Origin of the sequence: Paenibacillus peoriae (genome assembly GCF_022531965.1) — a bacterium.
Lineage (GTDB): Bacteria > Bacillota > Bacilli > Paenibacillales > Paenibacillaceae > Paenibacillus > Paenibacillus polymyxa_D.
On record NZ_CP092831.1, the window covers coordinates 5,253,197 to 5,277,909 of the forward strand.

The following is a 24,713-nucleotide window of genomic DNA, read 5'->3' on the forward strand; positions in this document are numbered from 1 at the left end:
AGCATTTCAAGTATATATCATACCATATCATGATTGAAGGGTGATGGTCTTCGTTTCTTGTTCCCATTTTACAGTCATTCCTAACTGCTCAGACACGAGTCTCAACGGGACTAAAGTCCTACCCCCTAGCACAACGGGTGCAACATCAGTACTTTGACGCTTCCCGTTCAGAACAACTTCTTTTTTCCCTACGGTCAAATCCATCAGCACACCACCGCGCATAACGGTGATCCGTTGATCGCCCGCATTCCATTTGGCTTGTCCGCCAAATGCGTCCAGCACATACTTAATCGGAACATACGTTGAACCATCGCGAGTCATCGGAGCTGCATCAATTGTTGTAGGTGTTCCGTTTACTGTCATTGATTTTTGTCCGATCGTCATTTGAGCTGTTCCCTTTTTAAGTCCTTCTGTGCCGACCGTTCCCGGTGTATTAAAAGAAATATTATCAAAAGCAACATTGCCTGTTTTAGCACGCTCGTCCTGACCTTCCGCCACATTGACCACATAAAGACGTTTCAGCTTCGCTGGATACGAAATATTCAAACCGCTCATATCTGCATTAATGGTTTTCCAACCGTTCCAGTCGATCACTTTAGCGAGATCAATATATGCTGTTTTGCCTTGGGCATCCTCTAGCTCCGCACGCAGCCAGTTCAGACTCTTATCCCCTCTGACATCAATTGAGATGGAAGTAGCCGCCTGTTCAAGCGTTTTCCCGGACGTGCCGTTCAATTGGGCGTAAGCATACATTTTACCACTGCCGTTCGTCATATCGTAGTTCAGTTCCAGCACTTTGGAATTGGCATGGTCACCATCTCCTTGTACAACAGCCACTGTGCCGGTAACACCTTCCACATTCGAAGTAAAATCAACCGGATACGAAACATTTTCGAAGTTCTCCCAATTGTTTGTACTTGCTCCGCCAGCAGACAAGAAGACGACAGCGCTGAAACCATCATAGCGACCGATGGCATAGCCCGTTTTCACGCCTGCATCCACCGTATTTACTGTAAGTTGATTGTCCTTAACGCTTCCCTTAAAGCCAATGAACTCCCATTTGAGCGCATCTGAGGTAATGCTGACACTCTGTCCATCTTTTGTCTTTGCCGTTACCGGTACAGCGATTTTAGCTCCAGCGGTAAGCGAGCCAGTTCCACTTCCTGTGGTGAGTGATGAAATTTCATCTGCTCCAAGCACGGTGACCTTAGTTGTAGCGCTGGCTGAGCCACTGGATGCCGTTAAAGTAGCCGTTCCCGGTTGGGCCCCCTTCACAACGCCGCCGCTCACTGACACAACAGCCGGGTTGCTGGACTTCCACGTCACTTGTACTTTTGAGGTATCGAAGGGATTGTAGTAGTTGTCATAGCCTTTGAAGGAATAGCTTCCGGTCTGACCAATCAGCAGCGTTTTATTGCCCTTGATGGTGAAACCTTTGAGCGTTCCTTTAGGAGCATTGGTATATACCCCCACTCCATTTACGATACTACGTTGCTCTGTACCATATTCCGTATTGAATGTAAGTCCCGCTGTCGTATCCCCCAAATCACGAGTCACCATGGTCGTAGAACCGCCCCCATCGAGGTTCATACCCTTCCAAACGCCAATATCTTTCATCAGCGTTTGCAGCTCGCTCAGGGATACACCAACGCTGTTCCCATTCTTCTCAACGGCAATGACATAAGCGTAACGCTTGTCACGGGAATATCCCAAAGCTGTACGCGCACGCGTCCCGCCTATGCTTGTTGTGCTCCGGGAAAAAGAGGTTTTCTGACCGTCATTTACTAATATGGTATGTCCACCAATCATCATCTGAAGGTTGGAAGGATCTACTTCACTCCCTGTCGATTTAACACGAAGGCGATAGCTTGTTTCTACCGTCTGTCCCACGGTCAGATGCGCTTTGGCATAATCAGCCGCTTTACCGTGAGTACGTAAAATATAGCCATCCTGCGGAACGGTCATATTCAATGTAGCATTGTCGGAGACTTGCGTAACCACACCATTTTGTACCAATACCTCGGTAGGCGTTGTCGAACTGTTTTTGGGCCGCTCAATTGCTTTCCAAGCAGATGTATAAATATACATAGCATTAGAGTGACTATAACTGCCCCCGCTCGTCTCAGGCGAATACGAAGCCTTGTTCATCCCCGCCAAAGAGAAAGACGACCCGTCTCCAGCTTTTACTGTTCCTTCAAAAGTAAACTGCTCCACCATCGGAGAACCATCTCTGGTTACAGCAAAGGCATACATGCCCGTTAAATCAGATGGAGTAGACATCAACACACCCTTGGATACTTGTCCACCGATCGGAGCTCCCTCGCTTGAGGTATTAAAATAATCCCCGTTTACACCAGCAACCGCTCCAGTCTCTTTTGCCATGCCGCCTGTGCTCTGCCGGGTCGTAAACTGTCCATTCTTCCCCGTCATGACATCCAGCTTAACGTACGGATTTTGCAAGTCCACTCGAATGATATCAGCCAGCGCTGTTCCTTTGGAGCCTTTAAAACGATATTTCAATAATGTTGCACCCGAAGTAATGATCTCTTCGCCCAATTTTACAGTCGAACCAGAGGCTGCACTTGCGATTGGAGCAGACATCCAACCATTTAAGGGAATTAGAGCCCCAGTTCCAGCAACCGGACCGACCCATAATACACCTGCCAGTGTTAACACGGCCCATCTTTTAGCGATTCCTCTGCCATTTACTTTCACTTCACTCTGTCTCTTATTACTTAAAAACATTTGGATAATAGCTCCCATCTTCAATGTATTTAAACGGTTTTGTTCCGCGCATGTACTCTACCAATAAACAAAAAAATCCTCTTATGTTAATAGACTTATTATATAGGCAAAAGTTACGAAAATCCCGTCAACTAATTCATAAAATCTAAAACGATGAATTGACGAATGCAATATCGGCGCACTATAATACATTCGAACTTGTTAGTTCAAATAATACTGATTAGTTCACTTCTCTAATTATGACCCTATCGGAAGGATTGATAATCATGAATAAACAACGGGCCATCATCATATCTACTTTATCCCTGTGCATCGCAATGACCGGATGTTCTACAGAAAAAAAAGATGCCGCTCTAGGTTCATCTGTACAGCCAACCGTTGTGCGGACCGCAATCGTCAAATCAACGCCACTTCATACTGCCTATAACTTGTCAGGCACTCTTCAAGCCTATGAAGAACGTACACTGGCTTTTCAGAACGGAGGTATCGTCGCTAGCGCAGAAATCACTACCGGGACGGCTGTACAGAAAGGTACAACCATTGCCCGTCTAGATGACGCTGACTATAGACTGCAGGTTGCACAGGCGACAGCCTCTATTCAAGAGGCCTTGGCCGGTATAGATAACGCACAGGCTAATTTACAGGCTGCTACCTCCGCGATTCAATCCGCCGATGCCGGCATTACAGGAGCTCGCGCGAATGTTAACAAGGTCAATAAAGGCGCACGTGCTCAAGAGAAACAACAAGCGCAAGCTACTGTAGATAAGGCACAAAGCGCTTATAACAAGGCCAAGACGGATAGCGAGCGCACACAGAAGCTGTTTGAGGCAGGCGCTGCTACCGCATCAGATAATGAAAATGCTCACCTGAATGCTACCGCAGCCCTGAAAGACTTGGAACAAGCCAAGGAATCCCTGTCCCTTTTGCTGGAAGGGGCCACAGCCGAAGATCATCAATCCGCCCAAGCTTCCTTTCAAGATGCGCTTGCAGGTAAAAGCAAAGCCCTAGCGGCCAGTGAACAGGCTGTGGCTTCCCAAAAACAAGCCCATGCCAACTACGAAAAAGCCCTTGTTGCCAAGGGGCAGGCAGAACTTGCACTTTCACGCACACGTCTAATCTCTCCTGTGAACGGTGTAATCTTAGAAAAAATCGTGAATACAGGTGATTTGGTCGCGTCAGGGCAAGCCGTCTATCGCATAGGCACCATCGACCGCCTCAAAGTACTACTTCCTGTACCAGACAGTGAAATTAAGGATTGGAAAAAGGGTCAACAAGTAGAAGTGGCGCTCTATGAAGAGACCCGTCAAGGTACGGTGTCTAACGTCTATCCTTCAACTAGCACCGACACAGGAAGGGTTAACGTAGAGATTGTTATAAACAATCCACAGCGAGACTGGTTACCCGGTCAGGTCATTAAAGCTGCTCAACAGGTGACCGACAAGAATGGGATTCTCGTTCCTGCCGAAGCAGTCATTAACACGGGAAGCAAGCCTTTTATTTTCAAAGACATTCAAGGAAAAGCTGTTAAAACCCCTGTGGAGCTTGGTAATCAGGTTGTAGATAATCAGTTGCAAATCGTATCGGGACTTCGTGAAGGCGAACGTATTATCGTTAAAGGGGCAGAAAACCTGTTTGATGGAAATGCGATTCAGTCGGAGGAAGGCGGACGCCCATGATTGAGTACATCGTAAAAAAACGAAAAATTACATTGCTGTTTTTTGTCATGCTGATTTTGGTCGGAATCTTCGGCTTTTTCCAGTTACCACAGCAGGAAATGCCGGATGTCACCATACAGAATGCTATGGTAACAACAGTCTACCCTGGTGCTTCACCACAAAAAGTAGAAGAAACCGTAACTAAAGAGCTGGAGAAACGCATTAAGGAAGTTGAAGGTGTTAAAACGATTAGTTCGACTTCTGGTAACGGATTCTCCTCTATTTTAATCGAATCCAAAAACGGAGTTGATCCTCAAACGGTTTGGGATGATATGCGTAAAAAAGTGCAAGATGCACAAGCTGATCTTCCTCAAGGCGTTGAAGTACCTGTTGTAAATGACAAACTAACCAGCTCTTTTATCGGCTCCTATGCCCTGACGGCTGACTCTTCCACACCGCTGTATAAACTAAATGATTTAACAACGACTTGGAAAGATCAGCTCAATACCATTTCTGGCGTATCTAGCGTCAAATTCAATGGTCTCCCTGATCAAGAAGTACGTGTCCATATTGACAATCAGAAACTTCAGCAATACCAGCTTTCGTGGGGACAAGTGGCTCAAGCGATTCAGGCTCAAATTGATCGGGTCCCTACTGGTAATATTGAATACAACGGACGTACCTATCAACTTATTGTTCGCGAGACCGAAAAAGCTGATGAATTGAATCAGGTCCTTTTGACACGCACCAAAGAGGGTAATCCTGTTTATTTGAGAGATATCGGCATAACGGAGCTGGCCCATCCTAATACAGAATACTTTGCCTATGTAGAGGGTAAACCGGCCATTACGTTAAGTATTGGAGCAGAAACAGGCACAGACATCCCTTCTATGAGCGAAAAGGTCAATACCAAGCTCAAAGAACTGGAAAAAACACTCCCCGCAGGTGTTCACTTTCAAACTCTTTTTGCACAAAAGGATCAGGTAAGCCATATCTTTGACGACTTAAAGCGTGAAACGATTCTTGCGATTGTGGCCGTTATTCTCGTTTGTATGTTGGGGCTGAATTTGCTCACCTCTGCATTTGTTGCACTGGCCATTCCTATTTCGGTTTCGATTGCCATTATCTTTTTGCCTATGTTCGGCATCACTCTAAATCAGATTTCCGTTGTCGGTCTGATCATCGTACTCGGCATACTCGTGGATGATGCCGTAGTTGTAAATGATAATATTGAGCGTAGACTTACGGAATTAGGAGAATCGCCCTCAGTCGCAGCTGTAAAAGGTACCAAAGAGGTCATGCTTTCTATTTTGGTTGCAACTCTGGCTACCATCTCAGCTTTCGCGCCATTGTTGTTTCTTCCTGGAAATGTAGGTGCCTTTATTAAACCTATTCCTGCTATTGTCTCCCTGACCATGCTTGCCTCTATGATCATGTCGCTCACCATCATCCCTATTTTTCGAGAATGGTATGAGAAGCGCAGACAGGCTCGTCACCCTCAGGGTAAATCTAAACCAGCAGGCTTGCTCGGCCAGCAGATTCATTCTTTAAACAAGCTCTATTCACAAAAACTGATGCCTAAGGTCATTCAGCGTCCCTTGTTGACAGCCATGGTCGGACTCATGCTTGGAACAGCCGCCTATGGATTAGTTCCCTTTACCTCAGTTGAACTTTTTCCTGAGTCGGAAGATCCTCATGTTGCACTAAATGTAAAAATGCCTGTAGGCACTTCAATTGCGGAAACGGACCAGGTCGTTAAAGACCTTGCAGGCTGGGTGAAAAAGCAACCTGAAACTTCCAAGGTCGTCTACAGCACTGGAGGGACTGCCCCACAACTGTTTAGTGACATTAATAGTTCGGGTGGAAATATTAGTTATAACGAAACGGTGGGGCAGATTGCTGTCGTCGGCAAAGAAAACGTATTCGATCTCAATACGACAGTTGATGCTTGGGAACAACATGTTAAGAAATCCTACCCTGGAGTTACAGTTACGATGTATGTTCCTCGTCTCGGGATTCCAGTGGGTAAGCCCGTTTCTATTCGTATCTCAGGTCAGGATCTGAATGAACTGCAAACTCTTGCCCAAAAGGCAAAGGAGCAGATCGCGACAGTAGAGGGCACAACAGGCATCGTGGATGATATAGGAATTGAACGATATGCACTGGAGCTTGAGGTCAACAAACAAGCGATGGATCAATACCTGGTAAGTTACACAGATTTGACTCGCACCCTGCTTCTATTAAAAGAAGGAGCCCAAGTCAGTCAATTTGATACTGGAAACAGTCTGGTAGATATTAAAATGTATTTGAATCACAGCGACGAGGAGCCAAGTAAGCTTTTCCAACAATTAAGTGTAGTTAATGCAGCTGGTAAGCAAATTCCATTAAACCAGCTTGTCCAGATTAAGCCGTCATTTGCTATTCAGCAAATCAAGCATTACAATATGGAGCGGACGATTACGGTGGAAGCCGATTTGAACGGACGAACTGCAAGCGAAGCGATGGTTGATGTTGAAAGTAAGCTGGCGCAAATGAAGTTCCCAGAAGGCTACAAATGGGAGGTTGGTGGGGAAACCTCTGACCAATCGACCATATTCAAGGACTTAGGACAGCTGGCTATCGTTGTAGTCTTGCTCATTTTACTCTTGATTACTATGCAATTTTATTCTCTCTCCATTCCTATTATTATTATGACGACCGTGTACCTGGCAGCAGCCGGCGGGATTATTGGTATTTTCTTAACCGATATGCCTATCGGTTTTATGAGCATCATGGGAATCATTGCACTCGCGGGCATTGTTGTGCGGAATGGGATTGTGTTAATTGAATTTATCGAGGATGCACGACATGAAGGAATGGAATTGAAGGAAGCCGTAATACAGGCGGCCGCCGCTCGCTTCAGACCAATTTTATTGACATCCTTGGCCGCCATTGTAGGTATGATTCCGTTGGCACTATTGGGAAGCCTGCTCTTTAAGCCACTGGCGTTTACCGTCATTTTCGGTTTGTTATTCTCGACCTTGTTAACCTTGTTTGTCGTGCCGTCCTTGTATATGATCATGGCCAAATACAAGATGCGCCGTCAACTCAAAAAACAGCAGCACACAGTTATCACACCTGATCAATCTTTATGATGTATGAAGTGAGTTCGCATGCTGTCGAGTTAGTCGGTCCCTAGGGGGAAGTATGTATGGAAAGTAAAAAAAATGATATTTTACAGGCCGCCATTCGGCTGTTCTCCAGAAAAGGCTATTATTCAACATCTGTTGAAGAAATCGCCAAAGAAAGTGGGATGGCGAAGGCATCCTTCTATAAATATTTTCAGGGAAAAGAAGAACTCCCTCTAGAAATGTGTATCATTCTGGAAAATAACATTGAACAAGACATCCGGGCTCTCTACAGTAAACCTGATCTTTCTAAGCACGATAAACTGCACGGTTTTATTGTACTTTACTTGAAAAATCTCGTTGAAAACAAAGTGTATCTCATGATGGATCTTCCTGAGCCTTCCATGCTTATTTTCCAGAATGAACAACTTAATTACGCATTCGAGAATCATGAATACAAATTGTACAGATGGGTTCGCGACTGCCTGATTGATATTTTTGGACCGAGCATTGAAGATCATGCATGGGACGTGACCTTTGTACTTAAAAGCATTGTGTTTGAATATATTCGCTTCTTTGCCGATCGCATGAATGATGAAACGATTGAACATCTAACACAGTTTATTATCTTCTTATCCAGTTCCTTGGCAACCAGCCTGAACAATGCTGATTCAGCTCCACATTTGTTCTGGAGCAAGCAAGGCTGGTTACCCGAAAGTGCTCTAAGTAATCCTTTTGATCAAGGCCGTCAAATTAACAGCCTTCTCCACTCTTTGGAAGACAGTATACTGCTGTCTTCTTGGAGTTCAGAGGAGAAACAGGAGTGTCAGCAAATCTACGCTCATTTAAAGGAAGAGGCTCTGAAATCGAACCCTCAGAAAGGCCTCCTGAAAGCCCTTTTTGCGTATTTGGAGCAGTACAAGGAACTGCAAAAGGTTTGTCGTTTACTTAAAAATTTATTGGACCATGCTCCGATATCCGAGTAGTCACTCAGCATTCGGTACATCAGAACAAATTCGTACTTAACAGCGAAACACATCAAAAAAAAGACTGTTCATGCAAAGCATGAAACAGTCTTTTTGGGTTATTGCTTTTATTTTGATAACATACGAGGAATTACAGCCCCGCTTGTTCTTTTAGAATTTCAGCTTTATCTACGCTCTCCCATGGTACATCCAAATCTGTACGTCCAAAGTGACCGTAGGCAGCAGTTTGCTTATAAATTGGACGACGCAGATCCAACATGCGAATAATACCTGTTGGGCGCAGATCAAAGTTATTTCGGATCAATTCAACCAGCTTCTCATCACTCACTTTACCCGTACCGTATGTATCGACGTTAATCGAAACAGGCGTAGCTACACCGATGGCATAAGCAAGCTGAATTTCCACTTTGTCTGCCAATCCAGCTGCTACGAGGTTTTTCGCTACATAACGAGCAGCATAAGCAGCGGAACGGTCCACTTTGGTCGGATCTTTACCGGAGAATGCTCCCCCGCCGTGACGTGCATAACCACCATACGTATCCACAATAATTTTACGGCCTGTCAGACCTGCATCTCCTTGAGGACCACCGATAACAAAGCGTCCTGTCGGATTAATGTAATACTTGGTTTGCTCATCCAATAATTCGGCAGGAACAACTGGCAAAATAACCTTTTCTTTGATGTCTGCTTGAATTTGCTCCAAAGTAGTATCCTCCGCATGCTGCGTAGAAACTACAATAGCATCAATACGAACAGGTTTACCATTTTCATACTCTACCGTTACTTGGGTTTTACCGTCTGGACGAAGGTAATTCAGTGTTCCATCCTTACGCACTTCAGACAAGCGTCGTGCAATACGGTGAGACATAGCGATAGGTAAAGGCATCAACTCCGGTGTCTCGTTCGTAGCAAAACCAAACATCAATCCTTGATCTCCAGCCCCAATGTTTTCCGTTTCTTTATCTACTTCAGCAGGATCACGGCTTTCCAAGGCAGCATTAACCCCTTGAGCGATGTCCGGCGACTGTTCATTCAAAGAAGTCAATACAGCGCAAGTATTATAGTCGAAACCGTATTTCGCACGTGTATAGCCAATTTCCTTAATCGTATTACGTACAATGGATGGAATATCCACGTACTCCGATTTGGAACTGATTTCACCAATAACGAGAACGAGACCAGTAGCTACCGATACTTCACATGCTACCCGTGCATTAGGGTCATTAGCCAGAAAGGCATCCAATACAGCATCGGATATCTGATCACAGATTTTATCCGGATGGCCTTCTGTTACAGACTCGGACGTGAACAAATGACGGCCTTTTACAGACATGAATTTCAACCTCCCACAATTAAAATACATGAGGATTTAATAAAAAAATCCTGACATGGTAATGGCATTATTCAGATACCTTCAAGCCATCAAATGGCGGGAGGTATCTTGTTACACCTGATTAATAAAAAATGAACCTTCTCCGGTAGGAAAAGGTTGCGTACAAGCCTCAAATGCCATGATATCCTATTTAAAACAAGGTGTCAATTCGTGTCACCCAATGACAACATTCGAAATTAGGGTAAGTCTACATGCAAACCATTTTTGATTTACATGTAAATTACCCCAGATTTTACGCTACTATATGTTCAAAAACTGTAGAAATTATTGCAACTTACAATGTACCATATTCAGATAAGCTACGTTCAGCAGATTGTATCAGTCGCTTAGTAATTTCACCACCAACCGAACCGTTCTGTCTTGAAGTTAAATCACGCCATGCTACATTCCCGCCCCCCGCAAACTCCCCCAATTCTGCAGCAAATTCACTGTCAGCCTTAGGTTGTATATGTGTATATTGGGGATTATAAACAGGTAGCCCAAACTCAGCAGCGATTTCATACTTCAAATCATCTAACCTGGCACGACTTTCGGGAATTAATCGTCTTTGACCTCTTGACGCCATCTCGTATACACCCTCCACTAAATGTATTGTCTTTCATGGGGTTAGTGTGCAGCGATTAGGTTCAACTTAGCCAAGAACAATTTGCTATCCCAAACAGTATTTAAGAAAAAGAGCCGCCGAAAGCAGCTTAAATACAAAACAGTTTACTGAACAGTATAACCGCCTCGTACCATAACGACCAGACCAAACTTCTGACCTTCTTTTACTTGAATACCTCTTCCTTCTCTAGGAAACGATAATAAATGATTTTTTTCGACAGCCTGATTATGAACAATTTCCGTTCCAGAAGTAATATCAATAGCCCCACTGGCATCCATACTATACACAACAGCATAACCATTACGTAAAATAAATTCCGAGCCTGCTTTGGCAATCAGTTTTTGACCAGGCTTTACATCAACAACCTTTAAAACCTCTGTCTGCTCTGGTGTGGAAGTTTTTCCTGCACTAGAAGTTCCTGACGCCGTTGTGTTAGAGGTAGCGTTTGTCGCTGGAGTAGTCGAACTAGTGGTTTTACTACTCGTGTTACTTGCGGGCACTCCACCTTTGATTGCCTGGGCAATTTTTTGGTCAACATAGCTTTTGGTTACGACTGGATCATCAGCTGTACCAGGTTGTCCAGAACTGGAGGCTCCATTAACTGAATTGTTCATTAAGGAGCCTGCTACAATTCCTCCCCCAAGTAAAGCTGCAGCCAACGATACTTTATAGCGTGATTTCATGAAGTCCTCCTACAGCAGGTTATAGCAAGTATAGTTAAGTTTTAATTATTGCGCGCTTGCTCCAGCGGAACCTTGCATAGCCCAAGGCTTATTGAAAGCCAGCTTCAAAGTATCAATACTTGAAACTATATCTTCCGCCTGTTGCTCAGCAGTAGTCACTTTCAAATTAGCATCATAAACCTGAAGCTCTGTAGCCAACCCAACATCAAATTGCTTCTTAGCCATATCAGCCGCACTTCTAGCACTCACTAAGCCAGCTTGAATCTGTGAATATTGACTTTCCAATGCTTTGATATTGTTATAAATTGTTCTTACAGCTTCTTCGAGTTGTCTCTTTGTGCCTTCTGTAGCATATTGAGCTTTTTCAACATTAAGTTGTTCAGCTTCATAAGGGGTATTTCCTGGAGTATTGAAGTTGTAAAGCTTCAAGCTCAATTCAGCCAAATCCACTTTTTGCTCACTCAACCAAATAGCAGTACTGCTAGTAAGTACTTGGCTTACTTTTGTCTCTACATTATCTTTAAACTCAGAATATACAGGTTTATCCTTTAATTCATAACGTTGCTCTGGTTTGTAACCAATCACTTGGTTCAAAGATACATATGCACTATCTAAATCTTTTTTTGCCTTCTCTAAAGCAGCTTGATTTTGAGTCAACTGATTAGTTGCTTGCGTAACCTCATAATCACTCGACATTTGATTATCTCTTTTAATTTGTGCAACTTTCAGCTTGCGCTCTGCATCTTCAATATTCAAAGCAGCCAGCTTAACGGCATTTTGCTTTTGAAGAAGCTTATTATAAAGATCCTTCACATTGTACTCAATACCTTCTTTGGTCATATCCAAGTTCTTTTTAGCAGCCTCATAGTTAAGGTTCGTTTGAGCATAACCTTTGAAAGCTTTATCTTGACCTTCATCACCAGCTTCGGCTGGAACAAAGTCAATATTCTTGCCTGCTTCCTTCATGATTTTTCCAGCCTGATCGATATTCGTTGCCGCTGTTTTTACTGAAGTACTATCAGCTACAGCCAATTTAACTGCATCATTATAGGTCAAAGAATCATTATAGTAGGTATCATAAGTAACTTGGGTCACAGGAGTTGCTAGAGGCTTACTGGACAAACTATTGGTTTGTTCGTCAGTAGTACTACCATTAGCTTGATTGGAAATAGTCACTGTTCGTGTAGCCTGATCCCAATTTACTTTGGCGCCTAATGATTGGCTCACAAAACGTAAAGGAACGAGTACTTGACCCTTTTGAATTTGAGTTGCTGCATCGAGTTGTACAGGATTACTATTTTTATAAGCAAGCTTAGAACCAACATTTAAAGTTAACGTATCGTCATTTTTAGATGCTGTCACTTTTTTAGCTTTGCTGTTCCAATCGACTTTAGCACCCAAGCTTTCGAAGACTCCACGCAGAGGCACCAAGGTTGTATTTTGACTAACAACCGGGGACTGGGTATATTGCTGAGTTACACCGTTAATAATAACCTTTATATCACCTGGTTGAGCTCCTGCAAGACTGGCGAACGCAGAAGAAAGAACCAATGTGGACAGTACTGCCACTCCAAAACGTTTCATAATTTCTCTCCTTTGTCAATAAGACTAATAAAAGAAAAGGGCTCCAAAAGGAACCCTCTTCTCATCTAATTCAGTTAACTCAAAAGAGTTGCTCTTAAATTAGTTGTTGTTTTCAACAGTTACTGTTTTAGCAGTTGCATCGTAGTTAATGGATGCATCCAACGCTCTGCTCACCCAGAAGATAGGCAGTACAGTACGGTTTTTGTTAGTTACAGCTTTAACGTCCATACGAACCACAGAACCGTTAATAGTCAACAGGTTTGTGTTCAGTTTGATTTGAGCAACGCGGTCACCTTTAATCAGGGTAACTGTGGAAGTTGCTTTGTCAAACAGGATGTTTTGTGGGGATACACCCAAAGCTTCAGCTGCATAACGTACTGGCAAGTAAGTGCGTCCGTTTTCAGCATAAGCAGCTACATCAGAAGTTTTACTTTCGCCGTTCACAGTGTAGGAAGTGCTTCCCAGTGTGAAGACAGCTTTAGTTTTAGTGGCACCTGGAGCTGGAGTTCCAACAGTTGCGATTGCTACTTCAGCAGCTGCAGTGTTGTTGTCTTTCCAGTTTTGGGTGTTGTCAGTTGCGCCTTTGTATGCAGTGTAAGAAACTGCGCTACCTTTCAGCTTAGCAACGATGTCGCCTTGAGCTACAGTACGGTCAACAGTCAGCTTAGGAGCCGAGATTGTGATTGTACTTGGAGTAGCAGATTCGCTGTCGATGTAGAAGCTCAGACGGCCTTTGTTGCTTTCGCCGTAAGTATCAGTAGATACGCTCTTCACTTTAACGTCACCAGCTGTAACTTTTACTTCTGGAGTAGAAGCAAAACGTACGCCTGTTGGCAATTCCAAGATTACTTCACGGCTACCGTCTTTCTTAACGAAAGCTTCTTTAGCAGCTTCAGTGATTGTGATATCGCCAACTTGTTGATCGCCCAGACCGATTGTCAGGGTTGGTTTAGAAGCAGCAGCCAGAGTAACTGCTTGTTTCACAGTAGCAACCTTAACAGTACCGCTCAGACCTTGGCTACCAGCAACATCAACGTTCAGATCGCCGGAGAAACCTGGTTGCGTTGCAACTTCAACGTTTTTGAGTTTCAAAGTACCTGGATCTTTAGAGCTATTAACGTTTTTGAAAGTCAATCTCAAAGTACGTTTGTCGGAATCTGTGTAAGATACCTCTGCTCCACCCAAACCGTTAGTGTTTTCGAAAGATCCGGAAAAGTTGCTACCTGGAGAGTTACTTTCGAAAGTAGACTGCCAACGAGCACCTTCAGGCAAACGCAATGTTACAGTGCGGTTGTTAACAAAAGAACCAGCAACTTTTTCTTTAATTACGATATCACCAATTTTTTGCTCGTCATGGCCAGCAAGAATTGTTGTTGGAGAAGCAACGGAAACACCGCCACCGATTTGACCATAGTTACCAACTACAAGGGAGCTAACGTCAGTAGTTGTGTTACCGGAGATACTAACAGTAACATCACCTTCTTTAGCGTTAGTTTCATCGTCAACGTAGAAGCTCAAAGGCAGGTTAAATGTTGTTTCTTTACTACTTTCTTTTTTCAAAGACACAGTCAGAGTGTCACCATCGACATTAGAAACTACATCACCAGATGCGATATCACCAAAGAGAATGCTAGCACTTTTTGGAGCGTTCCATTTAAAACCGCTAGGCAATTTCAGTTTGATGTTATTATTGTTAGCCAAAGCACCAGCTGTTTGTTCTTTCACTTTCAACGTTGCAGTGAAATTGTCTGTGTTAGAAACGGTATCCAAAGCAGACAAAGATACTTGACCGGAAGATACTACGTTTGCAATTGTAACTTCACCGCTAGTAATACCACTCAGGGAAGAAGCATCAATTGTAGCTTTTACAGGTCCATTGCTAGGTCCACTTACATTGATGTTAGCAAAGTTCAAATATACATCAGCGCTATCTTTGGAGTTATCAAAGCCCAGCGTTACTTTTGCAGAGTTATTAGTCAATTTTTCAACTTTCAGTGCAGTAGCTTCATTATAGCCAGTAGCTGCGACATTCTTATCGAGTGAGTTATCTTGTGGATCAAGATATATGCCCAAACCATAAGTAGCGTCAGTAGCAGAAGTAGCACGGCCAACCTGAAGATCTCCAGATTTACCAAATTCAAAGCCTTTAGGCAAAGTAATAGTAAAAGAAGCACCGTCAGCAATAGAAGCTTGGCTAATACTTATTTTCGATCTACCCAAAACAGCATTATCTTGTTGGTTTGAGTTGATACTAGGAGTACTAATTACATTGAAGCTAGAAGCCGCATGGATTGCAGTTGGTGCAGTCAATGCTGCGATTGGAGCTGCTACACCAGCAACCAATGTTGCTGTTGCCAGCACGTTGATCATTTTTTTATTAAACTTTGTCATAACCTTGTTTTCTCCTCCTTGAATATAACCAGAAATATTATTTTTGTCTTTTTGTCGGATCTTGTCACTCATCAGTCGTTACACCTCCTTTCCGAGCTTTATGAGAACCCTTATAAAATGATATCTGTGACAATATCACAGAAGCTTGGAATCTAGTTGAAAGAAAGCGTCCATTTATGACGTACTCCAGTATTATACAATGTGATAACAATGCAGTAAAGATTTTTTTTAGCGAATTTTGTCTTTACGCTTTTGTACCCCTTTGTTTCATACTCACCCAATTAGACGTAGCATGGGTTCAAAAAGTTGCGTCCGTTTCAAAAAAAAATTTATTTTTTTGAATTATGTATTCCGCTTTCCACAGTCATAATTATACTCTTGATCCTGTTCCTCCGTCATCCTACAACTTTTACCTCCTCAACCTTAAATGTACAAGGGTTATTTCCGCACATCTAATCGGTCTTTAATGGAGTATATTCGCTAAGAATTATCCATAGAATATATAAAGTACATAAAGTCTATAGATTCCCTTGAAATCTAATACTCTAATACACTTTAAGTAGTAGAAATGACGGAGTAACAGTGATTTACGTAAATATAGCCGTGACAAATTACTTCACTACATTAATCTTCGCGCCATCCGTAAGCAGACTAACGCCCTTAACGACAACATTTTGTCCTTCAGCAAGCCCCTTGGTTACCTCAACCTGTTTGGCACTTTCCTGGCCTGTCTGTACCTCTACCCGCTTAGCCACTGTTCCTTCCACTACATAAGCATACTTTTTCCCTGCCTGCTCCGTAATGGCATCCTGCGATACCAAAATGTTTTTAGGAGCTTCTGATTTCATGTATACAGTTACAACCATCCCTGATTTTAATTCGCCAGAACCATTAGGAACTGATACCTCAACAGGGTATGCCTTCAGATCATTATCCATTACCGGATTGACAGCCGATACTTTGGCCTCAATTCGCTTATTTAACGAGTCCACGCCTACAGTCACAGATGAACCCACCTGCATCTTGAGAAGCTCAGATTCAGAAACGTTAACTTTAGCAATAATAGGATTGGTATTTGCTATTGTAGCAACCGCGGATTGTGCACTAACCATTTGCCCCTGGGTTCCTGTTACTACCGATATCGTACCGGAAATCGGAGCTTTGACCACAGTATCCACCAGTTGGCTACGTGCTGTGTCTAAACTGGACTTAGCTTGATTGACAGAAGCACGAGCTACGTCAATGCCTGTTTTCTGTTGGGCAAGACGTAATGATTTTTGAGCATTGCTATATGTTGTTTGCGCACTTTGCTTGGACGTTTGTGCATTGTGAAGTGTGATCTGTGCATTCTCCACTGCAGTTAAAGCCCTTCTATGCGCTATTTGAGACTGCTCTAACTCAGATTGAGATAGAGCACCCGCACTAAACAACTGTTGGTTGCGGTTGAGCGTATTTTGAGCATCACGCACGGAACTCTGAGCATCGACCAGACTGGTCTGAGCTTGGGTGATAGTGTTGTCTTGCTGGACAAGCGCACTTTTGGCTTGATCCACGCTGGATTCTGCCTGCTGTACCGATTGCGCTGCACCTGACTCTGCTTGTTTTAAATTGGCCAGGGCAACCTGGTAAGACTCCTGGGATTGCTTAATCGAGTCTTGCAAGTCCTTTTGGTCTATAGTAAACAATGTGTCGCCTTTATTTACTTTTTGGCCCACTGTAAGGTTAATACTTTGAATTTTACCACTAATTTTCGGAGACACCTGAGCTGTCTCTTTGGGAGCAAAGCTTCCAATAATACCTGTTGAATCGTTAATACTACCTTTAGCCACTTTTGCTACTTGAACTGGAATGGCTTGCTGCGCCGTAGTCGGTGCGGCAGGGGCCTCTCCCCCACCGCAACCAGCTAATGCAACTGATAAAAGCAAAGTTGTAGCAATCAGAGCACTTTTTTTATTCATTATGTTTCTCCACCTCACCTTATATATGAACACTTTTTTGTAGTTTCGCTTCTTTTTTTAATTCTCTCTTCGCTTGTCTTTTTAATTTCCGATTCTTACGTTTTTGTATCATATTATCCATGATGACGTAGACTACCGGAATAAGAATCAATGTAATAACAGCTGCGAAGGATAACCCGAATACAACAACAACTGCCATCGGTGCTTGTGTTTCGTTACCCTCTCCTGTAGCGAATGCCATTGGGATCAAAGCTAGTACAGTAGCCAGCGTGGTCATCAAAATCGGACGCAACCGCTCAGACGCTCCATGAATAATAGCTTCATCCCGATCTTGGCCGTCTTTTCGGAGCTGAATTATAAAGTCAATCATAACTATGGCATTGTTGACGACCAAACCGACGAGCATGATGTAACCCGTCAAAGCTGAAACGCTAAGACTCGCCCCGGTTACAGCTAAACCGATAAGCACACCAATTACCGTAGGTGGAACGGAAAACATAATAACAAACGGTGTGAGCAGAGATTCAAACTGTCCTGCCATAACCATATAAATCAGAACTACAGATAGCAGAATAGCTATCCCTAAGTTTATAAAAGACTCCATCATTTGTTCAGTTTGCCCACCACCCGTATCTGCACTGTAGCCTTCTGGGAAGTGAGTACTCTTCAAAAGAGCATCTATTTTCTGTTTGACGGTTAGAATGTCCCCTGATCCATCAATATCAGCAGAAATCTGTACTTGACGTGTCTGGTCTTCACGAGTAACAGTATCGGGTACAGTCCGTTTATCAATACTTACTACGGAAGACAAAGGTACATCAATACCTTGTGGAGTGGTAATCCGCAAGGCTTGTAGATTTGACAAATCGTGGCGATTTTGCTCTGGCAATGATATCTTCACATCAATCTGATCTTCACCTGTACGATAGCTTGTGGCGACTGATCCATTAAAAGAAGTATTCACTGCAGATAAGATTTGAGTTGCTGATAAGCCATATCGACTCGCAAGCTCCCGATTAACGGTAATCTCATATTCTTCGCGAACGGCACTCAAGCTACTTTTCACATTGACCGTACCCGGTATTTTTTTCACGTCCGCAACGAGATTGTCCGAGAGTTCTCTCAGGACGTCAATATCGTCACCTTTTAGATTAATGTTAACAGCCGCACCGCTTGAAAGGCCTGTTGTGGACGTCAGTGTAATCTCTGCATCCGGAATACTATCAAATTTCTTACGAAGGCCCTCAACTACAACATCTGTTGGCTGATGCCCATCCTTGAGCGTAACACTTAAATCTGCCGAGTTGGTTGGAGTTGCACCTGAAAAGGCCGAATTGCCACCAGACCCAACTGTCACTGTCATTTTATCCAAATCAGGAACTTTCAATATTTCTTTTTCTATATCTTGAACAACCTTTTCCGTTTCTTCCAAGACCGTTCCATTAGGAAGTTTCACATTAACTGTGAATTCCCCAGTATCGGATGCTGGGATAAATTCAGCCTTAACGAAAGGAACTAGAGCCCCAGCTGCCACGAACATTAATAAAGTAATGATTAACACAGATTTTCTATGGTTGATTCCCCACTTCAGTATACGGCGATACCCACCCTTAAATTTCTCGAAGCCAATATTAAACCACACAATAGGGTTAACACCCTTATAAGTACCTGAAGAGTATATGGATTCATCTGGTATGGTAGGTAGCCAACGTGAACCGAGCATCGGCACAATCAGAAGGGATACGACCAAGGCTGCAATGTGAGAGAAAATAACTGTTAACGCCAACGGTTTAAATAGAACTCCCGCTATTCCATCAACAAAAACAACTGGTAAAAATACTACGATCTGCGCAAGTGCAGATGCCATAACGGCATTACCCACCTGCTTGGAGCCATCAATAGCCCCTTGTAGCATGCTTTTCCCTTCATGTCGTTGTCTAAAAATATTCTCAATAATAACAACAGCAAAGTCGACAAACGATCCTAACCCCAGAAGCAAACCGCTCAATGAAATAACATTAATGGTTTGTCCGGTGAAATACATCATCATAAACGTAGCTACGAAGGAAATTGGAATAACGATAGCAGCAATAATGGTAGAACGTATACTGTTCAAAAATAAAAGTAATACAATGGCTGCGATAATAAGCCCCAATATAGCATGCTCTACTAGTGAGTGTACGGAGTCGCTAATCGGTTTCGAAGCATCTGTTACCATCTCTAATTGAGTTCCCTGAGGCAATTCCTTCCGTATCGAATCTAAACTATCCTTTACAGAATTGGCGATTGAGAGGGTATTCCCCCCTGTGGCTTTAGTAACAGAAATATTGACACTTGGCTTTCCATTAAAAGTAGAAATGGTTGTAACATCATCCAAGGAATCTTCAACTGTCGCAATGTCCTTTAGCTTAACGCTCCCCTTCCCTACTGGAATTGGCGTTTCACCCATTTCTGAAACAGCTTTATATTCACCCTGAACCCGAAGTTGGATTTCTGTATTGCCTCGGTATACTGAACCAGCAGAACCCGCTACGTTATTAGACGATAGCGCTTGGCTGATTTGATCCAGCGTAATACCATAGCTTTGAAGCTTGGCTTGATCTACAGTAATCTTCACAAGCCGTTCTTGCCCGCCTGACATGCTGACTGAAGCTACTCCCGCAATTCTTTCAAGTCGCGGCTGAATAATATCCTTAGCAATAGGCTTCAGCTTGTTAACATCCTGGTCCCCTGTAAAGGAGAGTGTAATAACCGGCGTTGCATTAAGATCCAATTTAAGTACGCGCGGCGAATTTGCCGCCTTTGGAAGAGATCCTCGAACTCCATCAATTTTATCTCGCATGTCGAGGGTTGCTTGATTGATATCTACTCCCCAATTAAATTGAATGATGACCATAGATGATCCTTCTGAAGATTCGGACTGGATCGTATCTACATTCTCAATAGAAGCCAGACTCTTTTCAATAGGTTTGGTCACCAATTCCTCAACTTCCGTTGGTGTCGAGTTCGGAATACTGGTCGCTACCACAGCGATAGGCAACTTCATATCCGGCATCTGCTCGACAGGAAGCCTTAACGAAAAAATACCGCCCCCGATTAGCAAAGCAATAATTAACATAAATACTGTTACAGGACGGCGTATTGAAAACTGAGACATCTCATCACTCCCCACTCACTTCTCTATGTAATATTTAAGCACACACATCCACTACTACGATGAAATAAGCGTAAAGTTTCAGATAAATGCGCAAAAAAAACATATAAAAAAATAATAAACACATTTTGAGATAAAAGCTTAAAAAAAAGAAATTAATTACAGACGTTTAAGCTAAATCCAAAATAAAAAACGTTGTAAGGCTAATCCAAAGTTCTTACCTCATTGATATTATGGCATAGGCCCTTAATTCCAGTCAAATAGCTGATTTATAAAAAACATCCCTCTCATGTATATGAAAGGGAATTTCCATTTCGCATGGAGGGATGTTTAATAATTTCAGGTGTTTTGTTAATTAGATTTTAGGAAGCAGCTTTTTATCAGCCATAACTTTAGCTACAATAATGGCTGCATCTCCACGCAAGGTCAGGGAAGTAGGATTAAACATATATCCTTTTTTCAGATCGCTTGCATCAACAGGTGAACCCGTAATAAAGCCTTTCTTGGCAATAGCCAACACAGATGCCTGTGCATAGTAATCAATTTTGTCCGCATCTTTAAAGGTCTTAGACAGATTCTTCATGATCTTGTCATGATCTGTTTCAAGCTTCAAATTCAATGCCTTAGCGATAATGACTGCTGCATCTTGGCGTGTGATTACATCTTCCGGCATAAAGATTCTTGGTTGCGAACCTTTGACAATACCAGCGCGTGCAGCTGTTTCAATATAACGATAATCATAGAGCGCATCTGCTGATATCGTATTTGGAATAGACACGTCGTCAAAATGCTTCGCTCCGCTGAAATTAAGCGGAATTTGCAGACCTTTGACGATCATAGACGTAAATTCGCCTCTTTTAATGTAGCTGTCGGGTCCAAAGCTATTAATTGGATCCATTGGGTTCATGACACCTTTAGCCAAAATGGCTTCGATGTAATCTCTGGCGTATTTGTGCTTAATGACATCACTATACGTTTCTCCAACTTTAGCAACTACATAGTAACCGAAACGATCAAACGGTACTTTAATGGTGTGTTTTTTCGGATCCACCACACCACCAATGTTCTGCCAGTCTTTAAGATCAGAATCAAAATAGAACACCGACATTTGTTTCCCTGCATCTTGAGCAATACTACTATCATACGTCAGCGTCAATGTAGCACGCTTGGAAGGTACTAACTCGTTAGATGGGTCACGCCAGTAGAAGTTTTTGATCTTGCTGCTGTCATTTTGCGACTTGTTAGCCAATTGATAAGGATCAGCACCATATGTCACTGGATCGTAAGCATCCGTTTTGATATCATCTGCGGTACCTGGGTCAATCCAGAATACTGGACTGGACTTGGTAAAACGACTTGGGAAATCCCGGTTGAAGTATCTACTTCCGTCTGCAATCAAGCTCCGCATATCGGACAATGCTTTTTCAGTTTCAAATTCATGACGGTCTACCACACCATCTTCGCTATTTGCTATCGCAAAGTACAAAGTATGCCCAGAGAAAACCTGGTTTTTGAATTGCTGTGGTTGATCGTAATCCCGGCGAATTAGACTCGTTCCCTTCGCAAAAGCAAGTGTAAGATTACCATCGAACACTTTGTGCGATGTTTTCATCGCTTCCATGTACTGCTCGCCAGGAATATTTGTAGGCACATATTTAACAGTAATGGTCTGTTTCAGTTTTTCTTTGCCTACTGTAACCACTACGTCAATTTTATTATCTTTGTTGGCTTTTAGACCTGTTACGATGGCTTTGTAAGTTGATGGGTAATCAACGGTACCATCATAGTCAGAATCAAATCCTTCTTGAACCGCTTTTTCCTTACCTACCATAACACTATCTGCGTTACCTGCGTTCACAACAACTTGCACAAAGTTTTGATTCACGATTCTCTTTTCAGGGAGCGGACGCAAAATATCAAAAGATGTAGATTGACCTGATACTTGCAGTCGGAAAGTAGCAAATGGTCCGCTCTTGCCGCTATTGTACAAGGTAATGTTATAAGCTACTGGTGTTCCATCTTGCGAAATAGTTTGGTTTTTCAACACAAAGCTGAAATACTTTTTGTCCGGATGGTAGTACACAAGCAGGTCTTTTAAATCTTTATTTGTAAATTTATCTGTAGTAGAACCGGAATTGTATGTTGTCTTAGCATCTTCTGCTGAGAAAAACTCGTTACTCAACGTCCAGTTGACTTCACTGTCATCCGATCCCTTAATCTCCAAAATATATTGATCTTTATTAGCAATATCACTTAACGAACCATTTACCTGATCTGCTTTACCCAAATCAGCAATACTGAAAGTACCAAATACATTGATATTTTTCAGAGATGTATTGTAGTTAGTATCATCCACTTTGGTGAAATTAGCATCTTTTGATTTCGGAGCAATTTCGCTATATTTCGGCGTATTGCTCAAGCCGCTAACTGGTGTAAAAGGGATGATTCCTTGTGTGTTGGGAACAGGAATTACTGGAATATTCGTCTGTGTAAAGTTTACTTTTACCGTATTGCTATACTCAATACCTGGCTTGTATACAAACTTGATTTCATTATTCCCGTTCGCCAAGGCATTGGCTGCGGCTGTCTCAGAGGAAGCAGCAAGCTTGAAGTCCGCTCCTGAACCATCCAAATCAACCAATACATTATTAACATACAGGAATACATTTCGGTTACTTCCAGTGTAATGAATATCCGCTGCGTTGCTCACATCAAGCAATTTACCTTTAAAGTAGCCCAGTTGAGTCAATTTATAGGTATTCAAGTTTGAGCTGGATGTATTTAACGGAATTTGTTGCCCATCATAAATCGTATCGTATTTCATGAACGGACCCTGCAACAGATTCACCGTTGCTTTAATTAATTTGGTCGAGTCGCCATTCAGGTAAAAATTCAGTACGTTTTGTCCTTCTTTAGGCACAGTGTCTACATAAGCAACGATTTTCTTCACTTGTGTTGACTTACCATTGATTGTCCGAATCACATCTTGAGGTGATCCTACAGTATGAACTGACACACCAGAAAGTTCACTAATTGAAGAAGGTGCACCGTTAACAACGATGAACTCCATACCAACAGGAACAGATGGAGCATCTGTAGTCTTGTTCTTCATAGAGCTTCCAGTTAATTTCAGAGCTTCATCTATAGCAGCTGCTTGATCAGACCCGCTTCCCTTAATTCTGCTCAACAATTGATTATTAAAGTCAGGAAGATAGTTAATATCATCAATATACGGCTGAGTGCTGCTGCGCAATGTAAATTGGACAGCCGATGGAGCTGGAGGTGTACTGCTATCCGTATAGGTTATGCCCAGAGATGCCCTGGTCAAATGATCAATAACAGCTTCTGAAGGTACAGTCACCTGAAATGGATATACTTTATAACCATTTGATGTAACCACATTTGCAGTATCAATTGTGGCATCAACTCCAGTCGCACTACCCACAGCGCTACCATTGTTACTCACATCGGTAAAACGCGCATTGATTGTGGCAACTCCTGGATCGGTTGGACCGCCTGGCACCAAAACATTACCTTTTAAAACCACACCACTTGTAGACGATACGGTAAAGTCAGGCGAAGTGGTCAGATCGGCAGAAACATTCCCATCCTTGTTCAAGGTCAAATCAGAGAATTCCGGTTTTCCCGTATAAATCGTAATTTCACGTGTAACTGTAAGAGCCTGAGTTCCGTTATTCACTTTAATATTCACTATATTTTTACCTGGACTGAGTACAACACTACCTGTTAGTTTATAGCCAGTGTAAGAGGATACATTATACGTATTACTGCTTTTTGCAGACGTAAGCGTTACACTGTCGGCATTAGGCGCCGTACCTTGAATGACTACTTTAACATCATCCGTACCGCTATTGCGAGCGTCTGTTAACACAGCTGTCTGGTTCTCTACTAATTGTTCTGTTTCACCATTCAGCGTAGCAGACAGATCATAAACCTTGGGTCCATCCTGGTACTCTACGTAAATAGAATCCTTCATCTCAGCCGAGTTTTGGCTACTTTGGAATGTAATTCGGTTCAAACCAGGAAACAGTTTGATGTCTGTAATTTGAAGTGTAGAGCCACTGACCGTAATTCCGCCTTTTTGACTCTCATTTTTATTCACCACATTAAGGGTCGTTCCATTTTTAGAGAGCTGGAATACACTATATGATATCGTGCTTCCGTTCACTCCGTTAATCGTACCGTTAACTGTAATACGGTCGGTGTTCACCGATCTGGCCGAATCCGCATCATACTTCTCATTTGGAAAAATGAAATAAGTTCCTGTCGCAGCATGAGCCGTACCTACCAGGGCCGCCGGCACCAAGCCAATGATGAGACCAACCGTCAGCAACATGGATAGCAATCGTTTCAAATCATTGTCCTCCTTTGATTCTGTCGCACCTTGGGGTACGTAATCATTCAATACTTTTTTTATCGGTAGTAAACATAC

At 42.8% G+C, this 24,713-nt stretch carries 12 protein-coding genes; 3 read left to right on the forward strand and 9 right to left on the reverse strand.

Features of this window, described 5'->3' with window-relative positions; translation table 11 throughout:
• Nucleotides 1-27: 27 nt before the first annotated feature.
• Complete coding sequence (locus tag MLD56_RS23230; RefSeq protein ID WP_029514595.1) at nucleotides 28-2,745, reverse strand: stalk domain-containing protein; 2,718 nt, start codon at nucleotides 2,743-2,745, stop codon at nucleotides 28-30.
• Between the two features lie 266 nt (nucleotides 2,746-3,011).
• On the opposite strand from MLD56_RS23230, the gene MLD56_RS23235 reads away from it, so the two are divergent.
• The 3 genes from MLD56_RS23235 to MLD56_RS23245 are packed head-to-tail and all read left to right on the forward strand — an operon-like array spanning nucleotide 3,012 to nucleotide 8,493.
• Entirely contained in the window at nucleotides 3,012-4,421 is a 1,410-nt protein-coding gene (locus tag MLD56_RS23235) for an efflux RND transporter periplasmic adaptor subunit (protein WP_029514596.1), read from the forward strand.
• Nucleotides 4,418-7,534, forward strand: coding sequence for an efflux RND transporter permease subunit (locus tag MLD56_RS23240; protein WP_029514597.1), 3,117 nt, complete (start codon nucleotides 4,418-4,420; stop codon nucleotides 7,532-7,534). Before MLD56_RS23235 ends, MLD56_RS23240 begins: the two co-directional genes overlap by 4 nt.
• 56 nt (nucleotides 7,535-7,590) lie before the next feature.
• On the forward strand, nucleotides 7,591-8,493 hold the full coding sequence (locus MLD56_RS23245; RefSeq protein ID WP_029514598.1) for a TetR/AcrR family transcriptional regulator: 903 nt from the start codon (nucleotides 7,591-7,593) through the stop codon (nucleotides 8,491-8,493).
• A 130-nt stretch (nucleotides 8,494-8,623) separates the two neighbouring features.
• Here MLD56_RS23245 and metK read toward each other — a convergent pair whose 3' ends face one another.
• The 8 genes from metK to MLD56_RS23285 all read right to left on the reverse strand — a co-directional run bounded on the left by metK (nucleotide 8,624) and on the right by MLD56_RS23285 (nucleotide 24,635).
• Nucleotides 8,624-9,826, reverse strand: a complete 1,203-nt coding sequence (gene metK, locus MLD56_RS23250) for a methionine adenosyltransferase (protein WP_013312298.1) — start codon at nucleotides 9,824-9,826, stop codon at nucleotides 8,624-8,626.
• Nucleotides 9,827-10,160: 334 nt separating this feature from the next.
• Nucleotides 10,161-10,451, reverse strand: coding sequence for an alpha/beta-type small acid-soluble spore protein (locus tag MLD56_RS23255; RefSeq protein WP_029514599.1), 291 nt, complete (start codon nucleotides 10,449-10,451; stop codon nucleotides 10,161-10,163).
• Between the two features lie 143 nt (nucleotides 10,452-10,594).
• Nucleotides 10,595-11,173, reverse strand: a complete 579-nt coding sequence (locus MLD56_RS23260; RefSeq protein WP_029514600.1) for a hypothetical protein — start codon at nucleotides 11,171-11,173, stop codon at nucleotides 10,595-10,597.
• A gap of 45 nt (nucleotides 11,174-11,218) precedes the next feature.
• Nucleotides 11,219-12,757 carry a stalk domain-containing protein gene (locus tag MLD56_RS23265; protein WP_029514601.1) on the reverse strand — a complete coding sequence of 513 codons (1,539 nt, stop codon included), beginning with the start codon at nucleotides 12,755-12,757 and terminating at the stop codon, nucleotides 11,219-11,221.
• A 99-nt stretch (nucleotides 12,758-12,856) separates the two neighbouring features.
• A complete protein-coding gene (locus MLD56_RS23270) occupies nucleotides 12,857-15,220 on the reverse strand; it encodes a copper amine oxidase N-terminal domain-containing protein (RefSeq protein WP_029514602.1) in 2,364 nt (787 codons plus the stop codon).
• A 539-nt stretch (nucleotides 15,221-15,759) separates the two neighbouring features.
• Entirely contained in the window at nucleotides 15,760-17,106 is a 1,347-nt protein-coding gene (locus tag MLD56_RS23275; protein WP_029514603.1) for an efflux RND transporter periplasmic adaptor subunit, read from the reverse strand.
• A gap of 19 nt (nucleotides 17,107-17,125) precedes the next feature.
• Nucleotides 17,126-20,263 (reverse strand): efflux RND transporter permease subunit, encoded by a 3,138-nt coding sequence (locus MLD56_RS23280; protein ID WP_029514604.1) that lies wholly within the window; start codon nucleotides 20,261-20,263, stop codon nucleotides 17,126-17,128.
• Between the two features lie 352 nt (nucleotides 20,264-20,615).
• Nucleotides 20,616-24,635 (reverse strand): S-layer homology domain-containing protein, encoded by a 4,020-nt coding sequence (locus MLD56_RS23285; protein ID WP_029514605.1) that lies wholly within the window; start codon nucleotides 24,633-24,635, stop codon nucleotides 20,616-20,618.
• Between the last annotated feature and the right edge of the window lie 78 nt (nucleotides 24,636-24,713).